General features: G+C 70.2%; 24 protein-coding genes and 2 pseudogenes. 17 read left to right on the forward strand and 9 right to left on the reverse strand.

Annotated elements, in window-relative coordinates:
• The first annotated feature begins 27 nt into the window (after positions 1-27).
• The 3 genes from AC1DCG_RS08980 to AC1DCG_RS08990 all read left to right on the forward strand — a co-directional run bounded on the left by AC1DCG_RS08980 (position 28) and on the right by AC1DCG_RS08990 (position 2095).
• Positions 28-792: a FadR/GntR family transcriptional regulator gene (locus AC1DCG_RS08980; protein ID WP_165257394.1), complete on the forward strand. Its 765-nt coding sequence runs from the start codon at positions 28-30 to the stop codon at positions 790-792.
• A 254-nt stretch (positions 793-1046) separates the two neighbouring features.
• On the forward strand, positions 1047-1469 hold the full coding sequence (locus tag AC1DCG_RS08985; RefSeq protein WP_477029040.1) for a DUF5991 domain-containing protein: 423 nt from the start codon (positions 1047-1049) through the stop codon (positions 1467-1469).
• The gene (locus tag AC1DCG_RS08990) at positions 1469-2095 is read left to right on the forward strand and encodes a thermonuclease family protein (RefSeq protein ID WP_477029039.1); all 627 of its coding nucleotides are present in this window, start codon (positions 1469-1471) and stop codon (positions 2093-2095) included. Before AC1DCG_RS08985 ends, AC1DCG_RS08990 begins: the two co-directional genes overlap by 1 nt.
• Positions 2096-2191: 96 nt before the next feature.
• On the opposite strand, the gene AC1DCG_RS08995 is transcribed toward AC1DCG_RS08990, so the two are convergent.
• The 3 genes from AC1DCG_RS08995 to AC1DCG_RS09005 form a co-directional block, all read right to left on the reverse strand.
• Positions 2192-4039 carry an ATP-dependent nuclease gene (locus AC1DCG_RS08995; protein ID WP_477036562.1) on the reverse strand — a complete coding sequence of 616 codons (1848 nt, stop codon included), beginning with the start codon at positions 4037-4039 and terminating at the stop codon, positions 2192-2194.
• A 250-nt stretch (positions 4040-4289) separates the two neighbouring features.
• Positions 4290-4937, reverse strand: coding sequence for an outer membrane protein (locus AC1DCG_RS09000; RefSeq protein ID WP_165257387.1), 648 nt, complete (start codon positions 4935-4937; stop codon positions 4290-4292).
• A gap of 550 nt (positions 4938-5487) precedes the next feature.
• Positions 5488-7314 carry an ABC-F family ATP-binding cassette domain-containing protein gene (locus tag AC1DCG_RS09005; protein ID WP_165257385.1) on the reverse strand — a complete coding sequence of 609 codons (1827 nt, stop codon included), beginning with the start codon at positions 7312-7314 and terminating at the stop codon, positions 5488-5490.
• A 297-nt stretch (positions 7315-7611) separates the two neighbouring features.
• On the opposite strand from AC1DCG_RS09005, the gene AC1DCG_RS09010 reads away from it, so the two are divergent.
• Positions 7612-8016, forward strand: a complete 405-nt coding sequence (locus AC1DCG_RS09010; RefSeq protein ID WP_477029037.1) for a hypothetical protein — start codon at positions 7612-7614, stop codon at positions 8014-8016.
• Between the two features lie 31 nt (positions 8017-8047).
• Here AC1DCG_RS09010 and AC1DCG_RS09015 read toward each other — a convergent pair whose 3' ends face one another.
• The 4 genes from AC1DCG_RS09015 to AC1DCG_RS09030 all read right to left on the reverse strand — a co-directional run bounded on the left by AC1DCG_RS09015 (position 8048) and on the right by AC1DCG_RS09030 (position 11490).
• Complete coding sequence (locus AC1DCG_RS09015; RefSeq protein ID WP_477036561.1) at positions 8048-9238, reverse strand: acyltransferase family protein; 1191 nt, start codon at positions 9236-9238, stop codon at positions 8048-8050.
• A gap of 266 nt (positions 9239-9504) precedes the next feature.
• Entirely contained in the window at positions 9505-10221 is a 717-nt protein-coding gene (locus tag AC1DCG_RS09020; protein WP_477029035.1) for a DUF6250 domain-containing protein, read from the reverse strand.
• Between the two features lie 167 nt (positions 10222-10388).
• Positions 10389-10790 carry a hypothetical protein gene (locus AC1DCG_RS09025; RefSeq protein WP_477029034.1) on the reverse strand — a complete coding sequence of 134 codons (402 nt, stop codon included), beginning with the start codon at positions 10788-10790 and terminating at the stop codon, positions 10389-10391.
• 211 nt (positions 10791-11001) lie between these two features.
• Positions 11002-11490, reverse strand: coding sequence for a YcgN family cysteine cluster protein (locus AC1DCG_RS09030; protein WP_477041458.1), 489 nt, complete (start codon positions 11488-11490; stop codon positions 11002-11004).
• Between the two features lie 53 nt (positions 11491-11543).
• Here AC1DCG_RS09030 and pbpC point away from each other — a divergent pair, with 53 nt between their 5' ends.
• Both pbpC and AC1DCG_RS09040 read left to right on the forward strand, forming a co-directional pair.
• The gene (gene pbpC / locus AC1DCG_RS09035; RefSeq protein ID WP_477029032.1) at positions 11544-13697 is read left to right on the forward strand and encodes a multimodular transpeptidase-transglycosylase PbpC; all 2154 of its coding nucleotides are present in this window, start codon (positions 11544-11546) and stop codon (positions 13695-13697) included.
• Positions 13694-14353, forward strand: coding sequence for a hypothetical protein (locus AC1DCG_RS09040; RefSeq protein WP_477029031.1), 660 nt, complete (start codon positions 13694-13696; stop codon positions 14351-14353). The genes pbpC and AC1DCG_RS09040 overlap by 4 nt, the downstream gene beginning before the upstream one ends.
• On the opposite strand, the gene AC1DCG_RS09045 is transcribed toward AC1DCG_RS09040, so the two are convergent.
• Positions 14350-14778 (reverse strand): DUF7684 family protein, encoded by a 429-nt coding sequence (locus AC1DCG_RS09045; RefSeq protein WP_477029030.1) that lies wholly within the window; start codon positions 14776-14778, stop codon positions 14350-14352. The genes AC1DCG_RS09040 and AC1DCG_RS09045 overlap by 4 nt on opposite strands.
• Positions 14779-14881: 103 nt before the next feature.
• Between AC1DCG_RS09045 and AC1DCG_RS09050 the strand changes: the two genes are divergently transcribed.
• Together AC1DCG_RS09050 and AC1DCG_RS09055 are read left to right on the forward strand one after the other, a co-directional pair.
• On the forward strand, positions 14882-15418 hold the full coding sequence (locus AC1DCG_RS09050; protein WP_477029029.1) for a hypothetical protein: 537 nt from the start codon (positions 14882-14884) through the stop codon (positions 15416-15418).
• Positions 15348-16506, forward strand: a pseudogene (locus AC1DCG_RS09055) (DNA-packaging protein); the annotation flags it as partial. The gene AC1DCG_RS09050 and the pseudogene AC1DCG_RS09055, both read left to right, overlap by 71 nt.
• Positions 16507-16572: 66 nt before the next feature.
• Here AC1DCG_RS09055 and AC1DCG_RS09060 read toward each other — a convergent pair.
• Positions 16573-16965 carry an endonuclease domain-containing protein gene (locus AC1DCG_RS09060; protein WP_165257364.1) on the reverse strand — a complete coding sequence of 131 codons (393 nt, stop codon included), beginning with the start codon at positions 16963-16965 and terminating at the stop codon, positions 16573-16575.
• 61 nt (positions 16966-17026) lie between these two features.
• Between AC1DCG_RS09060 and AC1DCG_RS09065 the strand changes: the two are divergent.
• The 9 genes and pseudogenes from AC1DCG_RS09065 to AC1DCG_RS09105 all read left to right on the forward strand — a co-directional run bounded on the left by AC1DCG_RS09065 (position 17027) and on the right by AC1DCG_RS09105 (position 22198).
• A pseudogene (locus AC1DCG_RS09065) lies at positions 17027-18221 on the forward strand (phage portal protein).
• A 151-nt stretch (positions 18222-18372) separates the two neighbouring features.
• Entirely contained in the window at positions 18373-18624 is a 252-nt protein-coding gene (locus AC1DCG_RS09070; protein ID WP_165257360.1) for a hypothetical protein, read from the forward strand.
• Positions 18621-19022, forward strand: coding sequence for an HK97 family phage prohead protease (locus AC1DCG_RS09075; protein ID WP_477029028.1), 402 nt, complete (start codon positions 18621-18623; stop codon positions 19020-19022). Before AC1DCG_RS09070 ends, AC1DCG_RS09075 begins: the two co-directional genes overlap by 4 nt.
• 161 nt (positions 19023-19183) lie before the next feature.
• The gene (locus tag AC1DCG_RS09080) at positions 19184-20407 is read left to right on the forward strand and encodes a phage major capsid protein (protein WP_477029027.1); all 1224 of its coding nucleotides are present in this window, start codon (positions 19184-19186) and stop codon (positions 20405-20407) included.
• 209 nt (positions 20408-20616) lie between these two features.
• On the forward strand, positions 20617-20883 hold the full coding sequence (locus tag AC1DCG_RS09085) for a head-tail connector protein (RefSeq protein WP_477029026.1): 267 nt from the start codon (positions 20617-20619) through the stop codon (positions 20881-20883).
• Positions 20880-21275, forward strand: coding sequence for a DUF3168 domain-containing protein (locus AC1DCG_RS09090; protein ID WP_477029025.1), 396 nt, complete (start codon positions 20880-20882; stop codon positions 21273-21275). The genes AC1DCG_RS09085 and AC1DCG_RS09090 overlap by 4 nt, the downstream gene beginning before the upstream one ends.
• A gap of 25 nt (positions 21276-21300) precedes the next feature.
• Positions 21301-21717 (forward strand): phage major tail protein, TP901-1 family, encoded by a 417-nt coding sequence (locus AC1DCG_RS09095; protein WP_477029024.1) that lies wholly within the window; start codon positions 21301-21303, stop codon positions 21715-21717.
• A gap of 14 nt (positions 21718-21731) precedes the next feature.
• Entirely contained in the window at positions 21732-22013 is a 282-nt protein-coding gene (locus AC1DCG_RS09100; protein ID WP_477029023.1) for a GTA-gp10 family protein, read from the forward strand.
• Complete coding sequence (locus tag AC1DCG_RS09105; protein ID WP_477029022.1) at positions 22010-22198, forward strand: phage tail assembly chaperone; 189 nt, start codon at positions 22010-22012, stop codon at positions 22196-22198. Before AC1DCG_RS09100 ends, AC1DCG_RS09105 begins: the two co-directional genes overlap by 4 nt.
• Positions 22199-22347: the final 149 nt, after the last annotated feature.

The following is a 22347-nucleotide window of genomic DNA, read 5'->3' on the forward strand; positions in this document are numbered from 1 at the left end:
GGTGCAACACCACCATAGAGGGGCGCCATGGCCGACCGCCGCCTGTTCGAGGAAATCGCCGACAAGATCGCGGACATGGTCCGCGCGGGTGAGTTCCCGCCAGGTTCGCGCCTGCCCGGCGAGCGCGAGATGTCCGAGCGGCTGGGCGTCAGCCGCGTCACCGTGCGCGAGGCCGAGATCGCCCTGCAGGCCCGCGGAACCCTGCGCATCCGCGCCGGTTCGGGGGTCTATGTCTGCGGTCCGGCCGGGTCCGACAGCGCTGGCGCGGCCCTCGAGGGCGCCCTGCCGACGGTCAGCGCCTTCGAGCTGACCGAGGCCCGCTCGCTGTTCGAGAGCGAAGCCGCCGCCCTGGCCGCCCCGATCATCTCCGACGCCGACCTGGCCAAGCTCGACGACCTCTTGGCCCAGATGGTCGCGGCCGGCGAGGACGACGCCCGCTCCACGGCCGTCGACCGCGAGTTCCACATGACCATCGCGGCGGCCTCGGGCAACCGGGTGATCATCCACACCATCAAGACCCTCTGGAAGTTCCGCATGGAGGATCCGGAGGTCCGCCGCACCCACCAGTCGATCTGCCATCATGACGGCGACGCCCGCCAGGCCGAGCACGTGGCCGTGGTCGAGGCCCTGCGCCGCCGCGACCCCAAGGCCGCCCGCCAGGCCATGCGCCTGCACTTCTCGCGCCTGCTGGAATCCATGCTCGACGCCACCGAGCAGCAGGAACGCCTGGAGCTGGAACGCAAGGCCGCCGAGAGCCGCCAGCGGTTCCTGATGACCGCGCGGATGGGGTAGGGGCGGCTTTCCGCCTATTGCCCACATTCGCCGAGCATCCCCGCGCAGGCGGGGATCCAAGCCGAGCCTGCGGGCCGGTCGCGCCGCGCGCCATCCTGAAAGACAGCTTGGGTCCCCGCCTTCGCGGGGAAGGACGGATTTGAGCAAGGGCGGCTGAAGGCTGGAACCCCGCCGCCCGCACCGCTTTTCCTTCCGACGGGGGAAAGCGCCGCCACCAGTCGGTCGGCCGCCCCGCCTTGCGAGGACTCGGCCCGATGCTGTCATCCCTGCTGACCAGCGCCCTGGCGCTCGCCCTGCTGGCCGGCCCCGCCCCCGGCTGGGACGGGGTCTACAGCTACACCCAGGACGGCGGGCGCACGGCCGGCGGCTCGCCCATCCAGGTGACCTGGCGCCTGACCCTGAAGGGCGAGGCCTGCGAGTTCCACGGCGAGGGCTTCCAGACCCTGGAGACCTTCCAGTGCACCGCCCACGCCACGCCGCAGGGGCTGGAGGTGCGGTTCCTGCGCTATCCGCCGCCCGCGACCGGCAACCGCTTCGGGGTCGAGGTCTACAAGCCCGGCGCGCCGCTCTTCACGCTGTCGCGGATGCAGGGCCGGGTGCTGACCCGCTGGACCGGCTTCGTGCCCGACGAGGGCGTCGCCCGCTCGCCCGCCCCCTATCTGAAGAAGGTGAAGTGATGCGCGGATCCAGGGTTCTGGTCGGGGTGCTGGTCGTGGCCGGCTTGGCCGGCGCGGCGGTCTACGCCTATGACGCCGCCCGCCCTCGGGTCCACCCGATCAAGGCCGCCGACGCCCGCGAGCACGACCTCGAGGCCCCCCAGCCGCAGTTCGCCAGGGACGCCGACGGCCGCGCGCGGCTGTTTGGACCGGCCCGCGTCATCGACGGCGACACCTTGGAGATCCAGGGCCTGCGGGCCAGGCTCTGGACCATCGACGCCCCGGATCTGGACCAGACCTGCCTCGACAAGGACGGCGCCTCCTTCGCCTGCGGCCAGGCCGCCCGCGTCCACCTCGAAAAGCTGATCGCCGGCCGCCAGGTCGCCTGCCGCCCCGAAGGCCCGCCCTCGGACGGCGACGCCTGGCAGGGCCTGTGCTTCGTCGCCGACGCCCCCTGCCAGGACGCCGGCGGCCCCTGCGAGTCCGACCTGAACTCCCTGAACCTCGCCATGGTGCGCCAGGGCTGGGCCGTCGACCTGGAAGGCCAGTATTCCGAACCCGAGTCCGACGCCGAAGCCGACAAGACCGGCCTCTGGGCCGGCCGCTTCGACGAACCGGCGGCCTGGCGGGCGCGGGGCGGGGCTTAGTAGGTCCACGAGGAGTGGGGCGCGCCTGGCTTCCGGTCGGCGCGCCCATCCCCGGCGTTCTGTTGTAACTTCCGGGAGGCGACTTGCCAGTCGTTGCTACTTGACCCCCAATTCGGCGAGCGCCTTATCCAGTATCGCCAGGGGGGCTCCGCAGATCGGCTCTAGCTCAGCGTCGTCCAATGACACGATGTAGTCGGCCCAATCAGTTTTTGCCGTGCTTTCGTCCGAGTCATCGACCTTCTTCTCGAAGTATATCCGCCATTCTTCCTCAAGCAGATCGTTCAGCCGTTGGCCGCTCTCGACGATACGGGCTAAAAGGCTTTCGCTGAGCAGTCCTTTCATGGGGCGCTGAGTGAGCCATCCTTGTACTTCCGCCTTTTGCCATACAACCGTCGGCCAGAGTTCCTCCAGTGTTACGGGCACCTGAATACCGAGTTTCGATGCGGCAGCGAGGTGGGGTGGTGAGGTCAGCTTGAGAAGGGAAACGTGCTTCCACTTGATATTTTCAGCCTCAAAGCGGGAAGACGCTCCTTGGCCCTCTGCGTCGCCGTCCACGATGCCGACAGCTGAGCGGCGCTCATTGGGCTCAAGGTGCTTGGTTCGAAACTCCCAGGATCGCAGCATGTTGGCGACATAGTTCGCGCCCGCCCGTTGCGGCGGTTCGGCAAGAAAAACTCGCTGAGCATGATCTGGCCTGAAATGTCGAAGCAAACGATTGAATATCTTGTAGTCTGTTGCACCTTCCACGAACATCGTCGGTAGATTTGCTTGGTTGAACTGGAAAAGTTTTTCTCTCAAATCTTGAGCTTGCGCCGTTGCTTCGGCGAGAGCTTCCTGAGCGGCCCGAATATGTGGAGCGATGATGGCCATCGCTCCCATCGATTCATCCAGCGAGATGCTGGCCTCAGAGGCGGATCGGCAGACCGTTCCCTTTTCAGCGCCTGTTTTGGTTAAGTGGTAGGCGCTGCAAAGGCCATTGTCCTCGTTGTGAAGGTGCATGTTGTAGAAAACGGGCGAGTGTGTCGTCAGAAGGACCTGGGAAGTTTCGTCCTCTGCAAGCTTGTAGAAGGCGTCAGCAAGAGATTGAGCCCGGCGGAACTCCAAATTATTCTCCGGTTCCTCATAAGCCCAGATAAAAGTCGGCGATATGCCCCCTGTGTCTCGGCTTCGCTCTGCAATGAATTTGAGGATCAGGGGAATATAGCGCGCCTTGATCCCGTCTCCGCGACTGTCGAGAGAGATGTCCTTTTCGCCGGCTAGAAAGTCCAGGCTTTGGAATAGGGGTGTGAGGTCGTTCGGAAGGCTCAGGCGTGGCGCGTCGTTCAGAGCTGTTCCGATGTCTTCCAGCAAACCTGCGATCGCTTTGGAGATTGCCTCCTCGAATTCGCCGCTGCTCCGTCTTACTGATTGCTCGGAGGAGTTGGCGATAACCTGGAAAATGCGACCGCGAAGCGTTCGAAAGAAATCGGCGCTTCTAACAGCAGGAACGTACTCGAATTGAATTCTGGAAAGAAGCGCAGGAACTCGGGACCGACCTTCAATTTCTACCGTTACCTCGTGAAACCCGCCGCCACGCTTATGCGGCTTACGTCGTATGCCGACGTATTCATCGCTTTCTTGAAGTCCGTCTGCTCGCCATCGCTTGCGCCAGCGGATAAAATCACCATTGTTCTGACGATAGGAGGGGGGGAGTTCAAGATCTAGCTGAACCTCGATTTCAGGAGCTCGTTTTGCTCGAACTTCGGCAAACCGGTTGTAGTCATCCGGAAAACTGAAATGAATGCCGGGATTTGTTTCGCCGTTAAAGAAAAGATTGAGCGCACGCAGGACGTTTGACTTACCGCAGTCGTTGTCGCCGACGATTACCGTGAGGTCCGTGGCTTCCATCGAGAGCTCAACGATCGATCTGAAATTCTTGATCGTTATCGATCGGATTTTTGGCACTTTATTTCCCCAACTGCGAACACCAAAGGCCGGTGGCCTGTCCCTGTTTTCGCCACTTGAGGTTGCCGGTCAAGGTTCGCGCGAGCAGTTGGTTGAGAGGGCTGGTTTGGCATCGCCGCCCCTGCGGATGCCTGTGCCATTCGTGATGGCCCCGAGTTCGATAGTTGAGTCGTCTTGCAGGGGGCGGGGAGACAGAAAAAGGCGCGCCAGGCCCTCGCCCGGCGCGCCCTTCTCAAGCTTTCGCCCGGCCTCAGAAGCCGAAGCGGACGCCGACCAGGGCGCCGGCGCTCGACAGGTCGAACTTGGACTTGCGGTCGCCGACCGGGGTGGTGGTCTCCACGCGGATCGGGCCGACGCGCTGGTAGCGGGCCTCGGCGAACAGGGCGATGCGCGGCGAGACCTCGACGCTGGCGCCGGCGATCGCCTGCAGGGTCAGGGCCGAGCCGGTGTCGTCGAGCACGCCGTCGTCGATCTTCACCGAGGCCGCGCCGATGCCCGCGCCCACATAGGGCTTCACCGGGCCGGCGACCGGGAAGTCGTAATAGGCGTTGAAGTCGAGGCTGAGAGTCTGGGCCTTGTCGGCGTCGAAGGTCTGCGACAGGGCGCCGGCGCGGACGGTGGTCTCGATGTCCTGGCTGCGGTAGCCGACGGCCAGTTCGGCGCGCAGGTTCTTGTCGAGCGAGACGCCCCAGGCCGCGGCGAACTGGGCGCTGGCGTCGAGGTCGGCCTCGACGCGGCCGCCGGCCACGCCGTAGTCATAGTCGGTCTTGCCGATGTAGCCGCCGGCCAGCGAGATGTACTGGCCCTTGGCCGGGGCGGACGCCGGCTTGGCGTCCTGGGCCGAAGCGGCGCCGGCGAAGGCGAGGGCCGCGACGGCGGCGCTGATGAACAAACGCATGAAGAGAAATCCCCCAAGAGGCACACGTCCGGGTTGGACGGGGCCTGCGATTAGGGGTTCCGGTGACAGGTGTAAATCGTCGCCTGTCTCAAGCTTCACCGTTTGTCGCCGACTATTGCAATCGTGCAACATTTGGTTGCGTGGTGGATAGGTGATCAACCGAGGCGGCGATGGTTTGGGCGGGGGGAAGCTGGTGCTCCGCCCGTCCGCCCTGATCCGATCTTCCCCGCGCGGGCGGGGACCCGAGCCGAGACAGCGGCTCGGCCAGGCCCGCGTTCCAGTCTGAAATCCAGCTTGGATCCCCGCCTGCGCGGGGATGCTCGGGGGAGGGGAAGGCTCTCCCTAGGGTCTGTACTCAATTGGACGAGGGTAATTAGTTATCTGGCTCAATAGCTTATAGTAGTTGTCATCCCGGCCGTAGCGCAGCGGAGCGCCGGGATCTCCCACAGTTCAGAACCTGCCAACGTGGGAGATCCCGGCTCTACGGATCGCTGACGCGCTCCTCCGGCCGGGAAGACACGTTTCCTTGCACGCCAATTGAGTTCAGACCCTAGCCCGCCAGCGCCTCGCGCTTTTCCTCCAGCATCAGCCAGTCCTCCTCGGCCTGGGCCAGGTCGGCGCGGGCCTTGTCGAGGGCCTTCATGATCTTGTCGAAGCCGGCCGGGTCGCGGGCGTAGAGGTTGGGATCGTCCAGCTTCTTCTCCAGGTCGCCGAGGATCTTCGGCGAACCCGCGATCAGGGCCTCGCACTCCTCCAGGCGGCGCTGGTCCTTGTAGGACAGCTTGGTGGCCTTCTTGGGCGCGGCCGGTGCGGCGGGCGCCGCCTTGGGGGCCGGGGCGCCGGTGGCGAAGTCGCCCGTGGCCCCGCGCGCGCCCTTGAAGAAGTCCGGGGCCTGGTCGATCAGGTCGGTCCAGCCGCCGGGGGTTTCCAGCACGTCGCCATGGCCGTTCATGGCGATGGTCGAGGTGGCCAGGCGGTCGATGAAGTCGCGGTCGTGGCTGACCAGAATGAGGGTTCCCTCGAAATCAGCCAGCAGCTCTTCCAGCAGGTCGAGCGTGTCCATGTCGAGGTCGTTGGTCGGTTCGTCGAGCACCATCAGGTTCATCGGCGAGGCCAGCGCCCGGGCCAGCAGCAGGCGGTTGCGCTCGCCGCCCGACAGGCTGGTGACCGGCTGGCGCAGCTGGGCCTCGGTGAACAGGAACTCCTTGGCGTAGCCGGCCACGTGCTTGGAGACGCCGCGCACCAGGATGGAGTCGCCGCCCGACGGGGTCAGGAAATCCCAGACGGTGATCTTTTCCGACAGCGCCAGGCGGTTCTGGTCGACATAGGCGATCTCGAGATTGGTCCCCAGCTGGACGGTCCCGGCGTCGGCCTCGATCTCGCCCAGCAGCAGGCGCACCAGCGTGGTCTTGCCCGCGCCGTTGGGGCCCACCAGCGCCACGCGGTCGCCGCGCAGGATGCGGGTGTTGAAGTTCTCGACGATGGTGCGGTCGCCGAATTTCTTGGTCAGGCCCTTGGCCTCGACCACGCGCTTGCCCGAGGTTCCCGAGCTTTCGACGGCCATCGACATCGCGCCGCGCTTCTCGGACTGGATGTCCTTCTTCTGGGCGCGCAGGTCCATCAGGGCGCGGCGGCGGCCCTCGTTGCGGGCCCGGCGGCCCTGGACGCCGCGCGCCAGCCAGGCGTTCTCGACTTCCAGCTTCTTGTTGAGGCGGCGCTCTTCCTCGGCGTCGGCGGCCAGCACCTGCTCGCTCCAGGCCTCGAACTCGGCGAAGCCCTTGTCGAGGCGGCGCACCTTGCGGTGCTCCAGCCAGAAGGTGCGCTGGGTGACGCGGTTGAGGAAGGCGCGGTCGTGGCTGACGATCAGCGCCGCGCACTTGGAGTTGGCCAGCTCTTCTTCCAGCGTCTGGATGGCGAAGATGTCGAGGTGGTTGGTCGGCTCGTCCAGCAGCAGCACGTCGGGCTGCTCGGCGAAGGCGCGGGCGAGAGCCGCGCGACGACGCTCGCCGCCCGACAGGCCCTTGGTGCTCTGGTCATAGTTCAGGCCGAAGTCGGCCAGGGTGGCGTGGGCCTCGTAGTCCTGGGCGCCGCCGGCCGTGCAGTAGTCGAGCAGGGTCTCGCCGGTGATCTCCGGCTCCTGGCTGACGAACACCACCTTGGCGCCCGGCTGGACGGCGCGCTCGCCGCTGTCGGGCTCGGCGCCCTGGGCGGCCAGCACCTTGAGCAGGGTCGACTTGCCCGCGCCGTTGCGACCGACCAGGCAGGCGCGCACGCGCGGCTCCAGGGCCAGGTCCACGCCGTCGAACAGCGGCTTGGCGCCGTCGGCGAGACGGACGTCCTTGAGGGCGAGCACGGGGGCGCGGGCGGGGGCGGCCATGAAGCGGTCTTTACGTCTGACAGGTCGGTGGAGGCGAGGAGATGGGGCCTATAGCAGGGCGCGGGGAGGGGGAAGGCGGAAAGTTTGTGGGGCGGGCGCTTGCGGGGAACCTCCCCCCGTGGGGGAGGCGATCGCGCAGCGATCGGTGGGGGGAGTGGGTGATGACCTTCAGGCGCCTGGGAAGTTGAAAACGGCCCCCCACCGGCCTTCGGCCGCCTCCCCCAGAGGGGGAGGTTCCTTGGTTGAGGGGGCTCGCCGCGATTGCCGCCGTCGCTTGCAACCTCTACCGTGGCGCGCATGAGCGAAGCGACCAAATCCTCCCCGCGCAAGCGCCTGCTGGGCGCGGTGGAAATCGTGGTGGGCCTTGTCTTTCTGTGGATGGCGCTCGGCGACCGGATCCAGCGGTTCGCGGCCAGCGGCGGCCGCGAGGAGGCGGGCTATCTGGGCGGCCTGCTGGGCCTGTTCCTGGCGGGGCTGCTGGTGATGGTCCTGCTGGGGCTGATCGGGCGCCTCAAGGGCCGCGCCGCCGCCTACGGCTACCTGGCCGTGTTCTCGGGCGTGTGGCTGGCCTTCGTCGCCTGGGCGCTGTGGTCGGCCGGGGCGTTCGGCGCATGGCTGACCGGCGCGGCCCTGGCCTTCGGCCCGATCCTGATCGTCTGGGGCGTGGTCTTCGGCTACCTGCGCAAGGCGCCGCGCCAATAGATCCTCCCCCTTCGGGGGGAGGATCTTCGGCTTACGCCGCCCGCCGCATCTCCTGGTCCGCCGCCGCCGGAACCGGCCGCCGCAGCACCCGCTCCCGCAGGCGCAGGAAGGGGCGCTCGACCAGCCACCACAGCAGCAGGGCGGCGGCGAAGTCGGCGGCGAGGTAGAGGCCAAGGCCGGTCCAGCCGTGCAGCACCCCGTCGCCCAGCCGCTCGCGCAGCATGTGCTGCACCGGCTTGTGGACGAGGTAGAGGCTGTAGGCCAGCGTGGCCACGAAGGCGGCCGGGGCCAGGGGCAGGCGCCGCAGGGCAGGCTCCAGGTCGAGGAGGGCGCACAGCAGCAGCGCGCCCGCCAGGCAGGCCAGCGGATAGACGACGACCGCGCCGAAGAGGTCCAGGCTCACCCCGTCGGCGTGGCGAAGGCACAGGACGACCGTCGCGGCGGCGGCGGCAAGGCCCAGCGGCCCGGTCAGCCAGGGCGGGGCCAGGCGGGCGACGGCGGCGGGCCGGAAGACGCGGGCGGCGGCCAGCAGCACGCCCATGGCCAGGCCGTCCAGGCGCGTCCAGGTGGGATAGTAGACGAGCCGCAGGAAGTCGGCCGGCCGCGTGGCCGGGTCGGCGGCGGGGCCGTGCCAGATCCCCCAGCGCAGGGCCATGCCGCCCGCGATCACGGCCGCGCCCGCCAGTAGGGCCGGTCCCGCCCCGCGAAAGCGCGCCAGGACGAGCACCAGCGGGGGGAGCAGCCAATAGAAATGCTCCTCCACGCACAGCGACCAGGCCGAGGTGAAGGCCCCGGTGAGCCGGTAGTCGAGGCCGAAGTTCATCGTGAAGGTCAGGAACCGCCACAGCGGCTGGATCGCCTTGCCGTCCGAGAAGCCGGGCAGGGTGAAATAGAGCGCCAGCACCACCAGGAAGGCCGGCAGGATGCGAAAGGCGCGGCTGGCCCAGAAGCGTTTGAAGTCGACGCCGTCGCCGGCGGCGATCCCCTTCAAGAGCTGGGCGCCGATCAGGTAGCCGCTGAGCACGAAGAAGATGTCGACCCCCAGCCAGCCGAACGGCCGGAGGCTGGCCAGGGGCTCGGGCCGGGCGGGGCCGGGCATGTGCCAGGCCATGACCAGCAGGATGGCGGCGGCGCGCAGCAGGTCGGGGCCGTAGGCGCGGCCGTGGCCGGCCTGGCGCGAGGGTCCGAAGAGGGCGGCGATGGCCCCGGAGACGGCGGTCATGATTGTCCTGAAGGCCGTCGGGAAGCGAGGCGGCGGCCGGGACCGATGGTGGCCGATCAACCTTGAGTCGTCACGGGGCGGGGGGGGGGAATTATTGGAAATTTGGCGGGCGGTCTTGAGGAACCTCCCCCKGTGGGGGAGGCGATCGCGTAGCGATCGGAGGGGGCGTTGGCGGGTGATCGGCCGGCGCTCGGGAAGCTGAAAACGGCCCCCCACCGGCCTTTGGCCGCCTCCCCCAGAGGGGGAGGTTCCTCTCGGAGAGGGTCTTACGCTCCCGCGAGCTTCCACACCGAAAAGTCCTTGAAGCGCAGGCGGCTCCAGGTGGTGCGCAGGCCGAACCAGCCTGACGTGTAGGCGTCGGGGTCGCGCATTTCGAACAGCTTGCGGCCGTCGGCCCAGTACTGGACGAGGTCGCCGTAGGCCACGAGCTGGACGTGGACCCAACGGTTGGGCTGCAGCAGGGCGCGGGCGTCCTTGAGGTCGTGCTGGGGCAGCATCGGCCGGTCGCCGGGGCGGCCGACATAGCGGCGCAGGCGGGTGCTGGAATTGTAATTGCCGCCCTGGCCCACATAGTAGGTCTTCAAGAGGTCGTAGCCGGCGAAGGCGCCGGTGCGGGGGCTGGCGAAAAGGTCGTCAGGAGAGCGGACGTCGGTCGCCATCCAGAAGGCGTTGAGGTCGCTGATCCGGTCGTTGCGGCCGCCTTCGTAGACGGCCAGGGCCCGGTATTCGATCAGCACCGGGCCTTCGAGCCGGGGCCTGAACCAGGCGGTGATCCCGGCCGGGGCGTCCAGCTCCAGCACGCCGTTGGCGGCCGTGACCTTGCTCGGTTGCTCGGCCTCGATGCTCCAGTCGGCGAGGCCTTGGGTGAAATCATCCGTATAGAGACGATCCGCCTTGCGCCACGGCTCCGAAGCTTGCGCGCGGGCGGCGGAGGCCAGCGGCAGGGCGAGGGCGGACAGGGCGAGGGATCGGCGGGTGAGCATGGGGCAGGGGTAGCGCGGCGGCCGCCTCTAGGGAACCTCCCCCCGTGGGGGAGGCGATCGCGCAGCGATCGGTGGGGGGAGCTGGTGATGACTTTCAGGCGCCTGGGAAGTTGAAAACGGCCCCCCACCGGCCTTTGGCCGCCTCCCCCAGAGGGGGAGGTTCGTTTCTACGCGAACGCCCATCCGTCTTCGGGTTCGGGAGCTTTCGCCGGCTTGCGGCGGAGGGCGGGGCTGCGCCGGGCTCGGGCGGCGGGGCGGAAGGCGGCGCGGGCCAGGCGAGAGGCGCTGGCGCGCAGGCCCTTCCAGGCCGGGACCAGCCGGGCCATGACCGTGACGGCCAGCCCGACCTCGACCCAGGCGGCCAGGTCGAGGGCCAGCACCCAGGCCATTTCCGGCAGGATCGCCTGGCCGGCGAAGGGCGCGATGGCCAGCAGCAGCATCAGGGCCAGGACGTCGCGGGTCTTCATCGCCGAAAGGCGCCGGGCCGGGATCTCGACCAGCCAGCGGCGGACCGGGCCGTCATGGCGGGCGGCGGCGAACAGGCCGATCAGCAGGGCGGTCAGGAGCATGGCGCGGTGGTTCCCCTCAAGGTGCAGCTTGAGGTGGTGGTCCGCTCGGAAAGGTCAAGCCATGAGGAACCTCCCCCTGTGGGGGAGGCGATCGCGCAGCGATCGGTGGGGGGAATTGGTGCGAGGCTGGCCTGCGTCTTGGAAGCTGAAAACGGCCCCCCGCCGGCCTTCGGCCGCCTCCCCCAGAGGGGGAGGTTCCTTTCGGGGCCCCTCAGTCCTCGTCCGGCTCGTAGGGCCAGTCGCCCTTGTCGACCATCAGGTCGGTGGCGACGAAGTCCATGGCGTCTTCCGGATCGTCGAGGGCGGTTTCGCTGATGGTCTGGTCGCGCACCGAGACGCCGGCCTTGTGGGGGCTTTCGGGGTCGCCGGTGATCAGCGGGTGYCACTGGGGCAGGGTCTTGCCCTCGTGCAGGCGGCGATAGGCGCAGGAGGGGGGCATCCACTCCAGGTCCTCGATGTTGTGCGGCGTCAGCTTGATGCAGTCGGGCACGGTCTTGCGGCGATTGGGATAGTCGCTGCAGCGGCAAAGATGGGCGTCGAGCAGCTGGCAATGCACCCGCGTGGGGATCACCTCGCCGGTATCTTCGTCTTCGAAGCGAACCAGGCAGCAAAGGCCGCAGCCGTCGCATAGACTCTCCCACTCGGGGACGGTCATCTGGTGAAGGGATTTCGTCTCCCAGAAAGGTTTGCGCGCCATCATCGGGGCGTCCTAAACCCAAACGCCCATAAGACCAACCGGACGCAACATCGCACGTGAACGACTGGACGCTGCCGCCCTACAAGTTCGACGACCCGCCCGCGCGCCCGACGCCGCCGGCGGGCGGCGGTTTCGCGCCCGTTCCGCCGCCGCCTCCCGAGCCGCCGAAAGGTCCGCCGCAGCGTCCGCCGGAAGAGCCTTTCCGCGCCGACCTGAAGACGCCGCGCAAGAAGGGCGGCTGGGGCTGGGTGTGGATCACCCTGCTGGTCAGCGCCCTGATCGGCTTCCTCGCCGTGGGCGGGGCGGGAGCCTATGTCTGGTTCAAGTACCTGAAGGATACGCCGGATCTGCCGTCGCGCGAGGCGCTGTTCGCGGTCAACCGCGCGCCGGGCGTGCGGTTCGAGGATCGCAGCGGCCAGGTGATCGCCACGCGCGGCCCGCGCTATGGCCAGCGGGTGACGGTCAAGACCGTGCCCGGCTATGTGCCGCTGGCCTTCCTGGCGGCCGAGGACAAGCGCTTCTACAAGCACGGCCCGATCGACCTCTACGGCATCGTGCGGGCGGCTTGGGTGAACTGGCGCGCCGGCCGCACGGTGCAGGGCGCCTCGACCCTGTCGCAGCAGCTGGCCAAGGGCCTGTTCCTGACGCCCGACCGCACGGTCGAGCGCAAGCTGCAGGAAATGCTGATGGCCTGGCGCCTGGAACAGGTGCTGACCAAGGACGAGGTGCTGGAGCTCTATCTCAACCGCGTGTTCTTCGGGGCCAACACCTATGGCGTCGACGGCGCGGCGAGAACCTATTTCGGCAAGCCCGCCAGCCAGCTGACCCTTTCCGAAGCGGCCCTGCTGGCCTCGCTGCCCAAGGCGCCCTCGCGCCTGGCTCTGACCCGCGACATGGAGGGGGCGCTGGCCCGCTCGCGCCTGGTCCTGGCCAACATGGAGAAGGAAGGCTGGATCACCGCGGCCGAGCACGCCGCGGCCCTGGACGACACCCCCAAGCTGTCGCCCGATGCCGTCAACAACGAGGGCGACTACGGCTGGGTGCTGGACTACGCCACCACCGAGGCCATCCGCATCGCCGGCCAGAACGCGCCCGACCTGGTCGTGCGCCTGACCATCGACACCCGCCTGCAGAAGGCCGGGGCCGACATCGTGCGCCAGGCCATCGCGCTGGGCGGCCAGCACGCCGGCGCCAGCCAGGCCGCGCTGCTGTCGCTGTCGGCCGACGGCGCGATCCGGGCGATGGTGGGCGGCACGGACTACATCGCCAGCCCCTTCAACCGCGCGGTGCAGGCCAGGCGCCAGCCGGGCTCGACCTTCAAGCCGTTCGTCTATGCCGCGGCCCTGGAGAAGGGCGTGCTGCCCAGCGACGTCCGCGTCGACGGACCGGTGCAGTTCGGCGACTGGAAGCCGGAGAACTACGGCGGCGACTATCGCGGGCCGATGACGGTGGAGCAGGCCCTGGTCAATTCGACCAACACCATCGCCGTCAAGCTGGCCCAGGAGGCCGGCGGCGCCCAGGTGGGCAACCTCGCCCGTCGCTTCGGGATCACCAGCCTGCCCGACCGGCCCGACCTGTCGGTGGCGCTGGGGGCCTATGAGGTGAACCTGCTGCAGATGACCTCGGGCTTCCAGGTCTTCCAGCTGGGCGGCCAGCGCGTCGAGCCCTACGTCATCGAGAGCATCACCGCCCAGGACGGCCGGCCGATCTACGCCCGCGGGCCGATGGCCCCGGCCCAGGTCTACGACATCGCCAAGGCCAGCATGATGGTCAAGATGATGAAGAAGGTGGTCGACCAGGGCACCGCCAAGCGGGCGGCGTTCGGCTGGCCGGCGGCGGGCAAGACCGGCACCAGCCAGAACTGGCGCGACGCCTGGTTCGTGGGCTTCACCCCCGACTTCGCCACCGGCGTGTGGGTGGGCAACGACAACGACAAGCCGATGAACAAGGTGGTGGGCGGCGACATGCCGGCCAGCATCTGGCGGCGCTACATGCTGGCCGCCCACCAGAACCTGGCGATCCGCGACTTCCCGTGGCTGCTGCCCGACCCTGGCCCGCGCACCTCGCCCGATCCGCGCAACGGCTTCTACGAGACCCTGGCCTCGGAGTTCGCCCGCACGGCCTCGGAGCTGGAGAGCGAAGCCGCGCCCGAGGCGCCGGTCGACGACGGCCGCGGGCCGGTCCCGGCGCCGGAGGAACTGCCGTATTGATCGGGCGGGCGGCGGGTCTGGTTCTGGCCCTGGCCAACGGCGGGACGGCGATGGCCGAGCCGCAGCCGCGCGCCTGCTACGCCGACTGGAGCGTCGAGGGCTGGGCCGCGCAGGCCTACGCCCACGCCTGGGCCGACGGCCGGCTGGAGAAGGTCGAGGTCGTCGTCGCCCCGCCTGAGGCCGCGCCACGCGGCGAGCCGGCCACGCCCTGGGTGCGCTACCTGGCGACGGCGACCGCCCCTGACGGAACGCCCCGCGCCTGGGCGATCGAGGCGCGGATGGTCGCTTTCAGCCGCGAGACGCGGCGCGACTGGACCGTCGACCTGCTGGCCGACGGCGTGCTGGTCGGCGGCGGGCCGGTGACGTGGACGGCGGCCCCGCCCTTGCGCGGCATGGAAAACCTGCCCGTGCTTCCGCAGAGCGACGGCGTCTATCGGATGGACGCGGCCGGCGTGCTGGATGCGATCGACCAGGCCGGGCGCCTGGAGGTGGCGGTTCGCGCCAAGGGCCGCGCGCCGGTGATCCTGGCCTTCGACGACCCCGGCCGGGCCAGGGCCCAGGCCGTGGGCGAGGCGGCGATGGACCGCCTGCGCCGGACTGCGGCGGGCGAGGCGCTCGACGGCGCCAACTGCCGGGCGCTGTCCGAGGGGCGCTAGGCGGTTTCGGCCGCGCGGAAGATCGCGAGTAGATTGGCCTCTCGCGGCCCGTCGGCGATGTGGAGCACCAGGGCGTCGGCCAGGTCGCCGGACGGATGGACGGCCGCGTGGGCGGCGAACTCGGCGACCTCGTCGAGGGACTCGTCGTCATGCCAGGTGGTCATGATCAGCTGGTCGTCGTCCGGCAGGCCGGCCGGATGGGCGGCGATGAAGGCGTCGTCGATCGCGTCGTGCCAGGCCTCGCAACCCGCGCCCCAGGTCATGGCGTAGAGGCAGCCGCCGTCCACCAGCCAGGTTGAAACCCGTGCGCGCCAGGCTGCGTCGACGGACGCCTCCAGCACCAGCACCGCCTTGAACGGGGCCGCGACCGGCAGGGTGGCCAGCGGCGCGCCGGGCGGCAGGTGCAGATAGGCCAGGGTGCTCATGGCCAGAGCCTAGCAGGCGACGGCCCGGACGGGGATAGAGCCGCGTTCATCCCCGGCGTATGTAGAAAAACATCGTGCGATATCAGCCGCTTGCAACTTTCTCATGGGGCTGGATCAGACGCGCTCGCTGGCGCCGTACACTTCTGTCATGGCCGAGAAAAGCGAACAGATCGACGCGCTGCTGAACGAGATCCGCGACCTCAACGTCAGGGTCTTCGCCGGCGCCGCCAAGGAGCTCCACGCCGATACGGCGCACGAGCCGCCGAAGGTGCGGATGGACGCCAGCAAGCAGGTTGCCGTGGTGGGGCGGTCAGTGGAGCTGCACCACGCCGCGGCCAAGCGTTCGCGCAAGATCTCGGCCCCGAAGCAAGCGCCGGTCGCCAAGGCGAGCGGCGAGGAGATGGCGATGAATGACGACGAACCCTGGACCGCCGATCGACTGGAAAAGCTTCATGCCGATCTCGAGCGCCGACTGGGCGCTTTTGGTCGAACCGTCGAATTCAAGCGCCTGGTGGAGCAGCGCGGCCGGGCCGAGGGTCGCGGCGGCGATGGCGAGATGGCGCGAGAGGGCGGATCACCAGCTTCCGCCGGAGACCCTATGGGCGACCTGGCTGATGCTGGGCGGGCGGGGTGCGGGTAAGACCTTCGCCGGCGCCGGCTGGGTGACCGATCAGGCTGCCCGGCCGTGCCGGATGGCGCTGGTAGGGCCCACCTTCCACGACGTGCGCGAGGTGATGATCGAGGGGCCGTCCGGGCTGCGCGCCCTGGCCCAGGCGGGCAACCGCGTGCGCTGGGAAGGCTCGCGTCGGCGGCTGGTCTGGGACACGGGCGCGGAGGCCTACGCCTTCTCGGCGGAAGACCCCGACAGCCTGCGCGGACCGCAGTTCCACGCCGCCTGGGCCGACGAGTTCTGCGCCTGGCCCAAGGCGGCGCAGACCCTGGCCATGCTGCGGTTCGGGCTGCGGCTGGGCGAGGATCCCAGGCTCGTGGTGACCACCACGCCGCGTCCGACCCGGGCGCTGAAGGTCCTGATGGCCGAGCCGGGCGTGGCGACCACGCGGGCGGGCACGGCGGCCAATGCCGGCAACCTGGCGCCCCGGTTCCTGGAGACGCTGGAGGCGCTGTACGGCGGCACGCGGCTGGCGGCGCAGGAGCTGGAGGGGATCGTCGTCGAGACCGACGGCGGCCTCTTCCGGGCCGAGGACCTGGCGCGGTGTCGCGGCGCGCCGCCGGCCAGGTTCGACCGGGTGGTGGTGGCGGTCGACCCGCCGGCCACCGCGCGCGGCGACGCCTGCGGGGTGGTGGTGGCCGGACGCCGCGACGGCCGCGCCTACGTGCTGGCCGACCGCACGGCGCGCGGCCTGTCGCCCAACGGCTGGGCCAGCCTGGCCGTCGCGGCGGCCGTGGATTTCGACGCCGACGCGCTGGTGGCCGAGGCCAACCAGGGCGGCGACATGGTGCGCAGCGTGCTGGCCCAGGCCGCCCCGCCGTGCCCGATCAAGCTGGTGCGGGCGTCGGTGGGCAAGCGGGCGCGGGCCGAGCCGGTGGCCGCCCTCTACGAGCAGGGCCGCATCGTCCACTGCGGGGCGTTTCCTGCGCTGGAGGAGGAACTGATGGGCCTGGGCGATGGCGATCTGGGCCACAGCCCCGACCGGGCCGATGCGCTGGTGGGCGCTGAGCGAACTGATGCTGGGCGGGGGACGGGAGCCGCGGCTTAGGGTGGTGTGAGGCGGGTGGTTTCACTCCCCCCACCGGCCCTTCGGGCCGCCTCCTCCACAGGGGGAGGTTCGCGGATCAAGGGACCTCCCCCTGTGGGGGAGGCGACCGCGCAGCGGTCGGTGGGGGGAGGTGCACGCGGATTGTCGCCACGACGTCGTCGACTGACTTGAGCACTTCGGCGGCGGGTATTCTCAAGGTGCGGATGCCGAAACCGGCCATGTAGTCGTCGCGGATCGCGTCGCGCCGTGGGCGGTCCTCGGTCTCGTGGGCGTAGCTGTCGACCTCGACCGCGAGCTTGAAGGCCGGGCAATAGAAGTCGAGCACGTAGCGCCCGAACGGGTGCTGGCGGCGAAAGCGCAGGCCGTCCAGTTGACTGCCGCGCAGAGCTTTCCAGAGCATCATCTCCGGCAGGGACATGTCCTTGCGCAGGGCGCGGGCGCGCCTGACGAGCGGGTTTTCGTCGGGCATCGGCTGTTGCTCCCCCCACCGATCGCTTCGCGATCGCCTCCCCCACAGGGGGAGGTTCCTCATGGTTCCCTTCACCCTACATCGTTCTTCATTTGTTCTCAACCTTCACGGGAGCGGGCATGCCTCTCTTCGCGCGCCGGCGTGCGCCGGAAATCAAGGATTCGCGGGCCGCCAGGCTGGTGGCGCTGAGCAGCGGCGGGCGGCCGCAGTGGACGCCGAGGGACTATGGCGCCCTGGCCAGCGAGGGGTTCGCCAAGAACCCGGTGGCCTATCGCTGCGTGCGGATGATCGCCGAGGCCGCGGCGGCCGTGCCGCTGGCGGTGTTTCATGACGGCAGGCGCAGCGACGCGCATCCGCTGGCGCGGCTGCTGGCCCGGCCCAATCCCGAGCAGGGCGGGCCCGACCTGATGGAGGCGTTCTTCGGGCACCTGCAGGTGGCGGGCAACGGCTATCTGGAGGCGGCCGGCGAAGGGCCTTCCGAGCTCTACGCCCTGCGGCCCGACCGGATGGCGGTGGTGCCTGGGCCGCGGGGCTGGCCGGCGGCCTACGACTACCAGGCCGGCGGGCGCACGGCGCGGATCGGGCGCGACGCCGACGGCTGGCTGCCGGTGCTGCACATCAAGCTGTTCAACCCGACCAGCGACCACTACGGGGCCTCGCCGCTGGAGGCGGCGGCCTTCGCCATCGACGTGCACAACGCCTCGGGGGCGTGGAACAAGGGCCTGCTCGACAACGCCGCGCGGCCCTCGGGGGCGCTGGTCTATGGCGGGCGCGACGGCGACCGGCTCAGCGAGGAGCAGTTCGAGCGGCTTAAGGCCGAGCTCGCAGGCGCCCACGCCGGGGCCGACAACGCCGGCCGGCCGCTCTTGCTGGAGGGCGGGCTGGAGTGGAAGCCGATGTCGCTGACTCCGGCGGACCTCGATTTCGTCGAGGGCAAGCATGCGGCGGCGCGCGAGATCGCCCTGGCCTTCGGGGTTCCGCCGCAGCTGCTGGGGATCCCCGGCGACAACACCTACGCCAACTATCGCGAGGCCAACGGGGCGTTCTGGCGCCACACCGTCGCGCCCCTGGCCGAGCGGGCGGCGCGGGCGATCACCGCCTGGCTGGAACCGAAGTTCCCCGGCGCGCGGGTCGCCTGCGACCTCGACGCCGTGCCGGCGCTGAGCGCCGAGCGCGACGCCCTGTGGGCGCGGCTGGAGGCGGCGAGCTTCCTGACCGACGAGGAGCGCAGGCGGCTGGCGGGGCTGGAGCTTTAGAGAACCTCCCCCCGTGGGGGAGGCGATCGCGCAGCGATCGGAGGGGGGCGTGGCTGAAGGCCTGCCAACGCCTCGAAAGCTGAAAACTTCCCTCCACCGGCCTTCGGCCGCCTCCCCCACGGGGGGAGGTTCCTGGAACTTGGAGAGGCTGATGACTTCATCTCCCAACCGCTGGCGGCTGGACCGCCAGATCTCGGCGGCCGTGCTGGTGGCGGTGACGCTGCAGGCGGCCGCGGCGCTGATGTGGGCCGGGCGGGCCAGCGCGCGGATCGACGACCTGACGCGGCGCCTCGACGCCCAGGCCCCGGTGGCCGAGCGGCTGGCCAGGCTGGAGACCCAGGCCGAGGCGACGCGCGCGGCCCTGGTGCGCATCGAGGCTAAGCTGGAGGGGGCCGGCCGATGAGCGACCTGCGCATCGAGGGCTACGCGTCCCTCTTCTGGACCCGCGACCTCAACGACGACGTCACCGCCGCCGGGGCCTTCAAGGCCAGCCTGGAGGCCGGGCCGATCCGCATGCTGCACCAGCACGACGAGGCCGAGCCCGTGGGCGTGTGGGACGAGGCTTTCGAGGATGCGCGCGGCCTATTCGTCCGTGGACGGATCATCATCGCGACACCGCGCGGACGGCTGGTGGCGGCGCTGGTCGAGGCGGGCGCGCTGGACGGGCTGTCGATCGGTTTTCGGCAGGTCAAGGCGCGGCGCGACGGGGCCTTGCGGGTGCTGACCCGCGTCGACCTCTGGGAGGTGTCGATCGTGACCTTCCCGATGCTGCCGCAGGCGCGGCTGGCGGTGGTCGACTGAAGTTTCCCTTCTCCCCTTGCGGGAGAAGGTGGCCGCGAAAGCGGCCGGATGAGGGGTCTCGCCGGAGATCCCGCGCAACCCCTCATCCTCCCACCGGCCAGCGGCCGGCGGGCCCCTCCTTCTCCCGCAAGGGGAGAAGGGAATCCGTGACGGAGAACTCCATGAAGGAAACCAAACAGGTCCCGGCCTCGCCGGAGGCCCGCTCGGCGCTGGCGCAGGTGCTGGCGGCGTTCGAGGGCTTCAAGGCCGCCAACGACCAGCGACTGGCGGCGATCGAGGGCAAGAGCGCCGACGTGCTGCTGGAGGAGAAGGTCTCGCGCATCGACGCGGCCCTGAACGCCGCCCAGGACCGCCTGGACCGCGTGCTGGCCGACAGCCGCCGTCCGGCGCTCTGCGGCGAGGCCCCGGCCGCGCGGGTGGACGAGCGCAAGGCCGCCTTCGAGCGCTATGTGAAGACCGGCGAGACGGCTGGCCTGCTGGAGGCCAAGGGGCTGTCGGAGGGCGTGGCCACGGCCGGCGGCTATGTGGCGCCGCCGGAGCTGGAGCGGCAGATCCTGCGCCGCCTGGCCGCCACCAGCCCGATGCGCGAGATCTGCCAGGTGCGCACGATCGGCGCGGGCACGTTCCGCAAGCCGGTGTCGCCGACGGGCCTGGCGGCGGCCTGGGTGGCCGAGACCGCCGCGCGTCCGGAGACGACGGCGCCGACGCTGGACGTCATCGACTTCCCGGCCGGCGAGCTCTACGCCAGCCCGGCCGCCACCCAGGCCCTGCTGGACGACGCCTATGTCAGCATCGACGAGTGGCTGGCCGAGGAGGTGCAGGACGCCTTCGCCGCCCAGGAGACGGCCGCCTTCGTGGCCGGCGACGGGGTCAACAAGCCCAAGGGCCTCCTGGCCTACACCGCCGCGCCGGACGCGTCGTACACGTGGGGCCAGCTGGGCTACGTGGCCACCGGCGTGGCCGGGAACTGGCCGGCCAGCAACCCGACCGACAAGCTGATCGACCTGATCTACTCGGCCAAGGCCCAGTACCGCCAGAACGGCCGCTTCGTGCTGAACCGCCGCACGGTCAGCGCGGTGCGCAAGTTCAAGGACGCGCAGGGCAACTACATCTGGAACGCGGCCCTGCAGCCGGGGCAGTCGGCGTCCTTGCTGGGCTTTCCGGTGACCGAGATCGAGGCCATGCCCGATGTCGGGGCCAATGCGCTGGCCGTGGCCTTCGGCGACTTCGAGAAGGGCTACCTGATCGTCGACCGCGCCGGGGTGCGGGTGCTGCGCGACCCCTATTCGGCCAAGCCGCACGTGCTGTTCTACACCACCAAGCGCGTGGGCGGCGGCGTGCAGAACTTCGACGCGGTGAAGCTGCTGAAGTTCGCGGCGAGTTGATGTGAACTCTCCTCCGGCCCTCTGGGAACCTCCCCCCGTGGGGGAGGCGGCCCGGAGGGCCGGAGGGGGGACGTTTTCAGCTGTCGTGGGGCGGGCCGGTTTCGCAAGGTCTCCCCCCACCGATCGCTGCGCGATCGCCTCCCCCACGGGGGGAGGTTCCTGAAGGCCGCCCCACCGGGCGCCTCTTTCCAACCATCGGAAACATCCCCATGCCCAATTCGGTGACCTTGGCGCAGGCCAAGGCGTTCCTGCGCGCGAGCGGCGAGGACGAGCTGGTGGCGCTGCTGGTCGACGCCGCCGAGGCGCGGGTCGGGCAGGCGGCGGGCGTCGTGCTGAGCGCGGCCAGTCCCGCGCCGCTGCGCCTGGCCGTGCTGGCCCTGGCCTGCCACGCCTATGAGCATCGCCACGACGGCAAGCCGCCGCCGCTGTCGCTGGTCGAGCCGTGGATCGCGCCCTATCGCGAGGCCCGGCTGTGAGCGCCGAGGCCGCCCTGGCCCGGGCCCTGGCCGACCTGCTGGCGGCCGCGCCGGCGGTGTCGGCGATCGTGGGGACGCGGGTGCACGCCGCCCCGCCCCGGATGCTGACCTATCCCTGCGCCAGCATCGGCCGGATCGAGAGCCGGCCCGCCGGCGAGAACGACCTGCTCGAGCACGTGGTGACGATCACCTGCGCCTCGCGCTTCGGCGGGCCGGAGGAAGCCAGGGCCATGGTCGCCGCCGCGCGGCTGGCCCTGCACGACGCCCGGCCGCCCGTGGAGGGCCGCGTGCTGGCCTCGCTGAAGGTGCGCTTCTGCGACGTGTTCGCTGGCGCCGACGACGAGCTGACCCTGGGCGTGCTGCGCGTGCGCGCCATCAGCGAGCCGGCCTGAATTCCAATCATCGAGGAGACCGACCATGGCCGCGCAAGCCGGCAAGGACATGCTGCTGAAGATCGGCGACGGGGGCTCGCCGCAGGCTTTCACGACGGTGGCGGGCCTGCGCGCCCGGACCATCAGCCTGAACGCCAGGACCATCGACGCCACCGACGGCGACAGCGCCGGGCGCTGGCGCGAACTGCTGGCCGGGGCGGGCGTGCGCTCGGCCTCGGTGTCGGGGGCGGGCGTGTTCCGCGACGCGGCCTCGGACGCGATGGTGCGCGACAGCTTCTTTTCGCAGAGCGCCAGGACCTGGCGCCTGGTCATCCCCGACTTCGCCCAGCTGGAGGGGCCGTTCCTGGTCTCGGCGCTGGAATATGCCGGCCAGCACGACGGCGAGGCGGCCTTCGCCCTGACCCTGGCCTCGGCCGGGGCGGTCGGCGTGACGGCGATCTAGGCGAGGACGGCGACATGACGCTTCCCAATCCGGCCAGGGGCGAGGTGACGGCGATGCTGGGCGGGCGCGAGCGGCGGCTGTGCCTGACGCTGGGCGGCCTGGCCAGGATCGAGGGCGCGCTGGGGCTGGCCGACTGGAGCCAGCTGCCGGCACGGCTGGCCCGGCCTTCGGCGAGCGAGCTGATGGCGGTGCTGGCGGCGCTGGTCGACGACGACCTGGGGCCGCTGGACACCGGCCGGCTGGACCCGCGCGAGGCCGTGGCGGCGGTGGCCCGGGCGCTGGCGGCCGCCGCGTGAGCGCCTGGGACGAGAGGCTGCGGCGGGCGGCGACGGCGTTCGCGGTTCCGCCAGCCGCGTTCTGGCGGCTGTCGCTGAAGGAGTGGCGGGCGCTGGCGGGAGCGCCGGCCTCGCCGGTGCTGGCGCGGCCGGATCTCGCCGCCCTGATGGCGCGGTTTCCCGACGAAGAGGACGAGGACGGATGAGCGGTTTCGACGAGGTGGAGGGCCTGCCGTTGCGCACGGCCGAGGCGGCCGAGGCCCTGGCCGCGCTGGAAGCTCCGGCGCGGGCGGCGGCGCGGTCGATCGAGGACGCCTTCGCCACGGCGGGCGCGGGCCTGGCCCGGTCGCTGGCC

Source organism: Caulobacter sp. 10L414 (assembly GCF_056395525.1).

What these genes read in the sequence shown, in the direction of transcription:
- AC1DCG_RS09050 (WP_477029029.1), top strand. Translation starts at nt 14,882, where the DNA reads ATGGGGCTGGATCAGACGCGCTCGCTGGCGCCGTACACTTCTGTCATG.
- AC1DCG_RS09095 (WP_477029024.1), top strand. Translation starts at nt 21,301, where the DNA reads ATGGCCGCGCAAGCCGGCAAGGACATGCTGCTGAAGATCGGCGACGGG.
- AC1DCG_RS09045 (WP_477029030.1), bottom strand. Translation starts at nt 14,778, where the DNA reads ATGAGCACCCTGGCCTATCTGCACCTGCCGCCCGGCGCGCCGCTGGCC.
- AC1DCG_RS08990 (WP_477029039.1), top strand. Translation starts at nt 1,469, where the DNA reads ATGCGCGGATCCAGGGTTCTGGTCGGGGTGCTGGTCGTGGCCGGCTTG.
- AC1DCG_RS09005 (WP_165257385.1), bottom strand. Translation starts at nt 7,314, where the DNA reads ATGGCCGCCCCCGCCCGCGCCCCCGTGCTCGCCCTCAAGGACGTCCGT.
- AC1DCG_RS09070 (WP_165257360.1), top strand. Translation starts at nt 18,373, where the DNA reads ATGACTTCATCTCCCAACCGCTGGCGGCTGGACCGCCAGATCTCGGCG.
- AC1DCG_RS09010 (WP_477029037.1), top strand. Translation starts at nt 7,612, where the DNA reads ATGAGCGAAGCGACCAAATCCTCCCCGCGCAAGCGCCTGCTGGGCGCG.
- AC1DCG_RS09075 (WP_477029028.1), top strand. Translation starts at nt 18,621, where the DNA reads ATGAGCGACCTGCGCATCGAGGGCTACGCGTCCCTCTTCTGGACCCGC.
- AC1DCG_RS09015 (WP_477036561.1), bottom strand. Translation starts at nt 9,238, where the DNA reads ATGACCGCCGTCTCCGGGGCCATCGCCGCCCTCTTCGGACCCTCGCGC.
- AC1DCG_RS09080 (WP_477029027.1), top strand. Translation starts at nt 19,184, where the DNA reads ATGAAGGAAACCAAACAGGTCCCGGCCTCGCCGGAGGCCCGCTCGGCG.
- AC1DCG_RS08980 (WP_165257394.1), top strand. Translation starts at nt 28, where the DNA reads ATGGCCGACCGCCGCCTGTTCGAGGAAATCGCCGACAAGATCGCGGAC.
- AC1DCG_RS09025 (WP_477029034.1), bottom strand. Translation starts at nt 10,790, where the DNA reads ATGCTCCTGACCGCCCTGCTGATCGGCCTGTTCGCCGCCGCCCGCCAT.
- AC1DCG_RS08985 (WP_477029040.1), top strand. Translation starts at nt 1,047, where the DNA reads ATGCTGTCATCCCTGCTGACCAGCGCCCTGGCGCTCGCCCTGCTGGCC.
- AC1DCG_RS09020 (WP_477029035.1), bottom strand. Translation starts at nt 10,221, where the DNA reads ATGCTCACCCGCCGATCCCTCGCCCTGTCCGCCCTCGCCCTGCCGCTG.
- AC1DCG_RS09085 (WP_477029026.1), top strand. Translation starts at nt 20,617, where the DNA reads ATGCCCAATTCGGTGACCTTGGCGCAGGCCAAGGCGTTCCTGCGCGCG.
- AC1DCG_RS09100 (WP_477029023.1), top strand. Translation starts at nt 21,732, where the DNA reads ATGACGCTTCCCAATCCGGCCAGGGGCGAGGTGACGGCGATGCTGGGC.
- AC1DCG_RS09060 (WP_165257364.1), bottom strand. Translation starts at nt 16,965, where the DNA reads ATGCCCGACGAAAACCCGCTCGTCAGGCGCGCCCGCGCCCTGCGCAAG.
- AC1DCG_RS09000 (WP_165257387.1), bottom strand. Translation starts at nt 4,937, where the DNA reads ATGCGTTTGTTCATCAGCGCCGCCGTCGCGGCCCTCGCCTTCGCCGGC.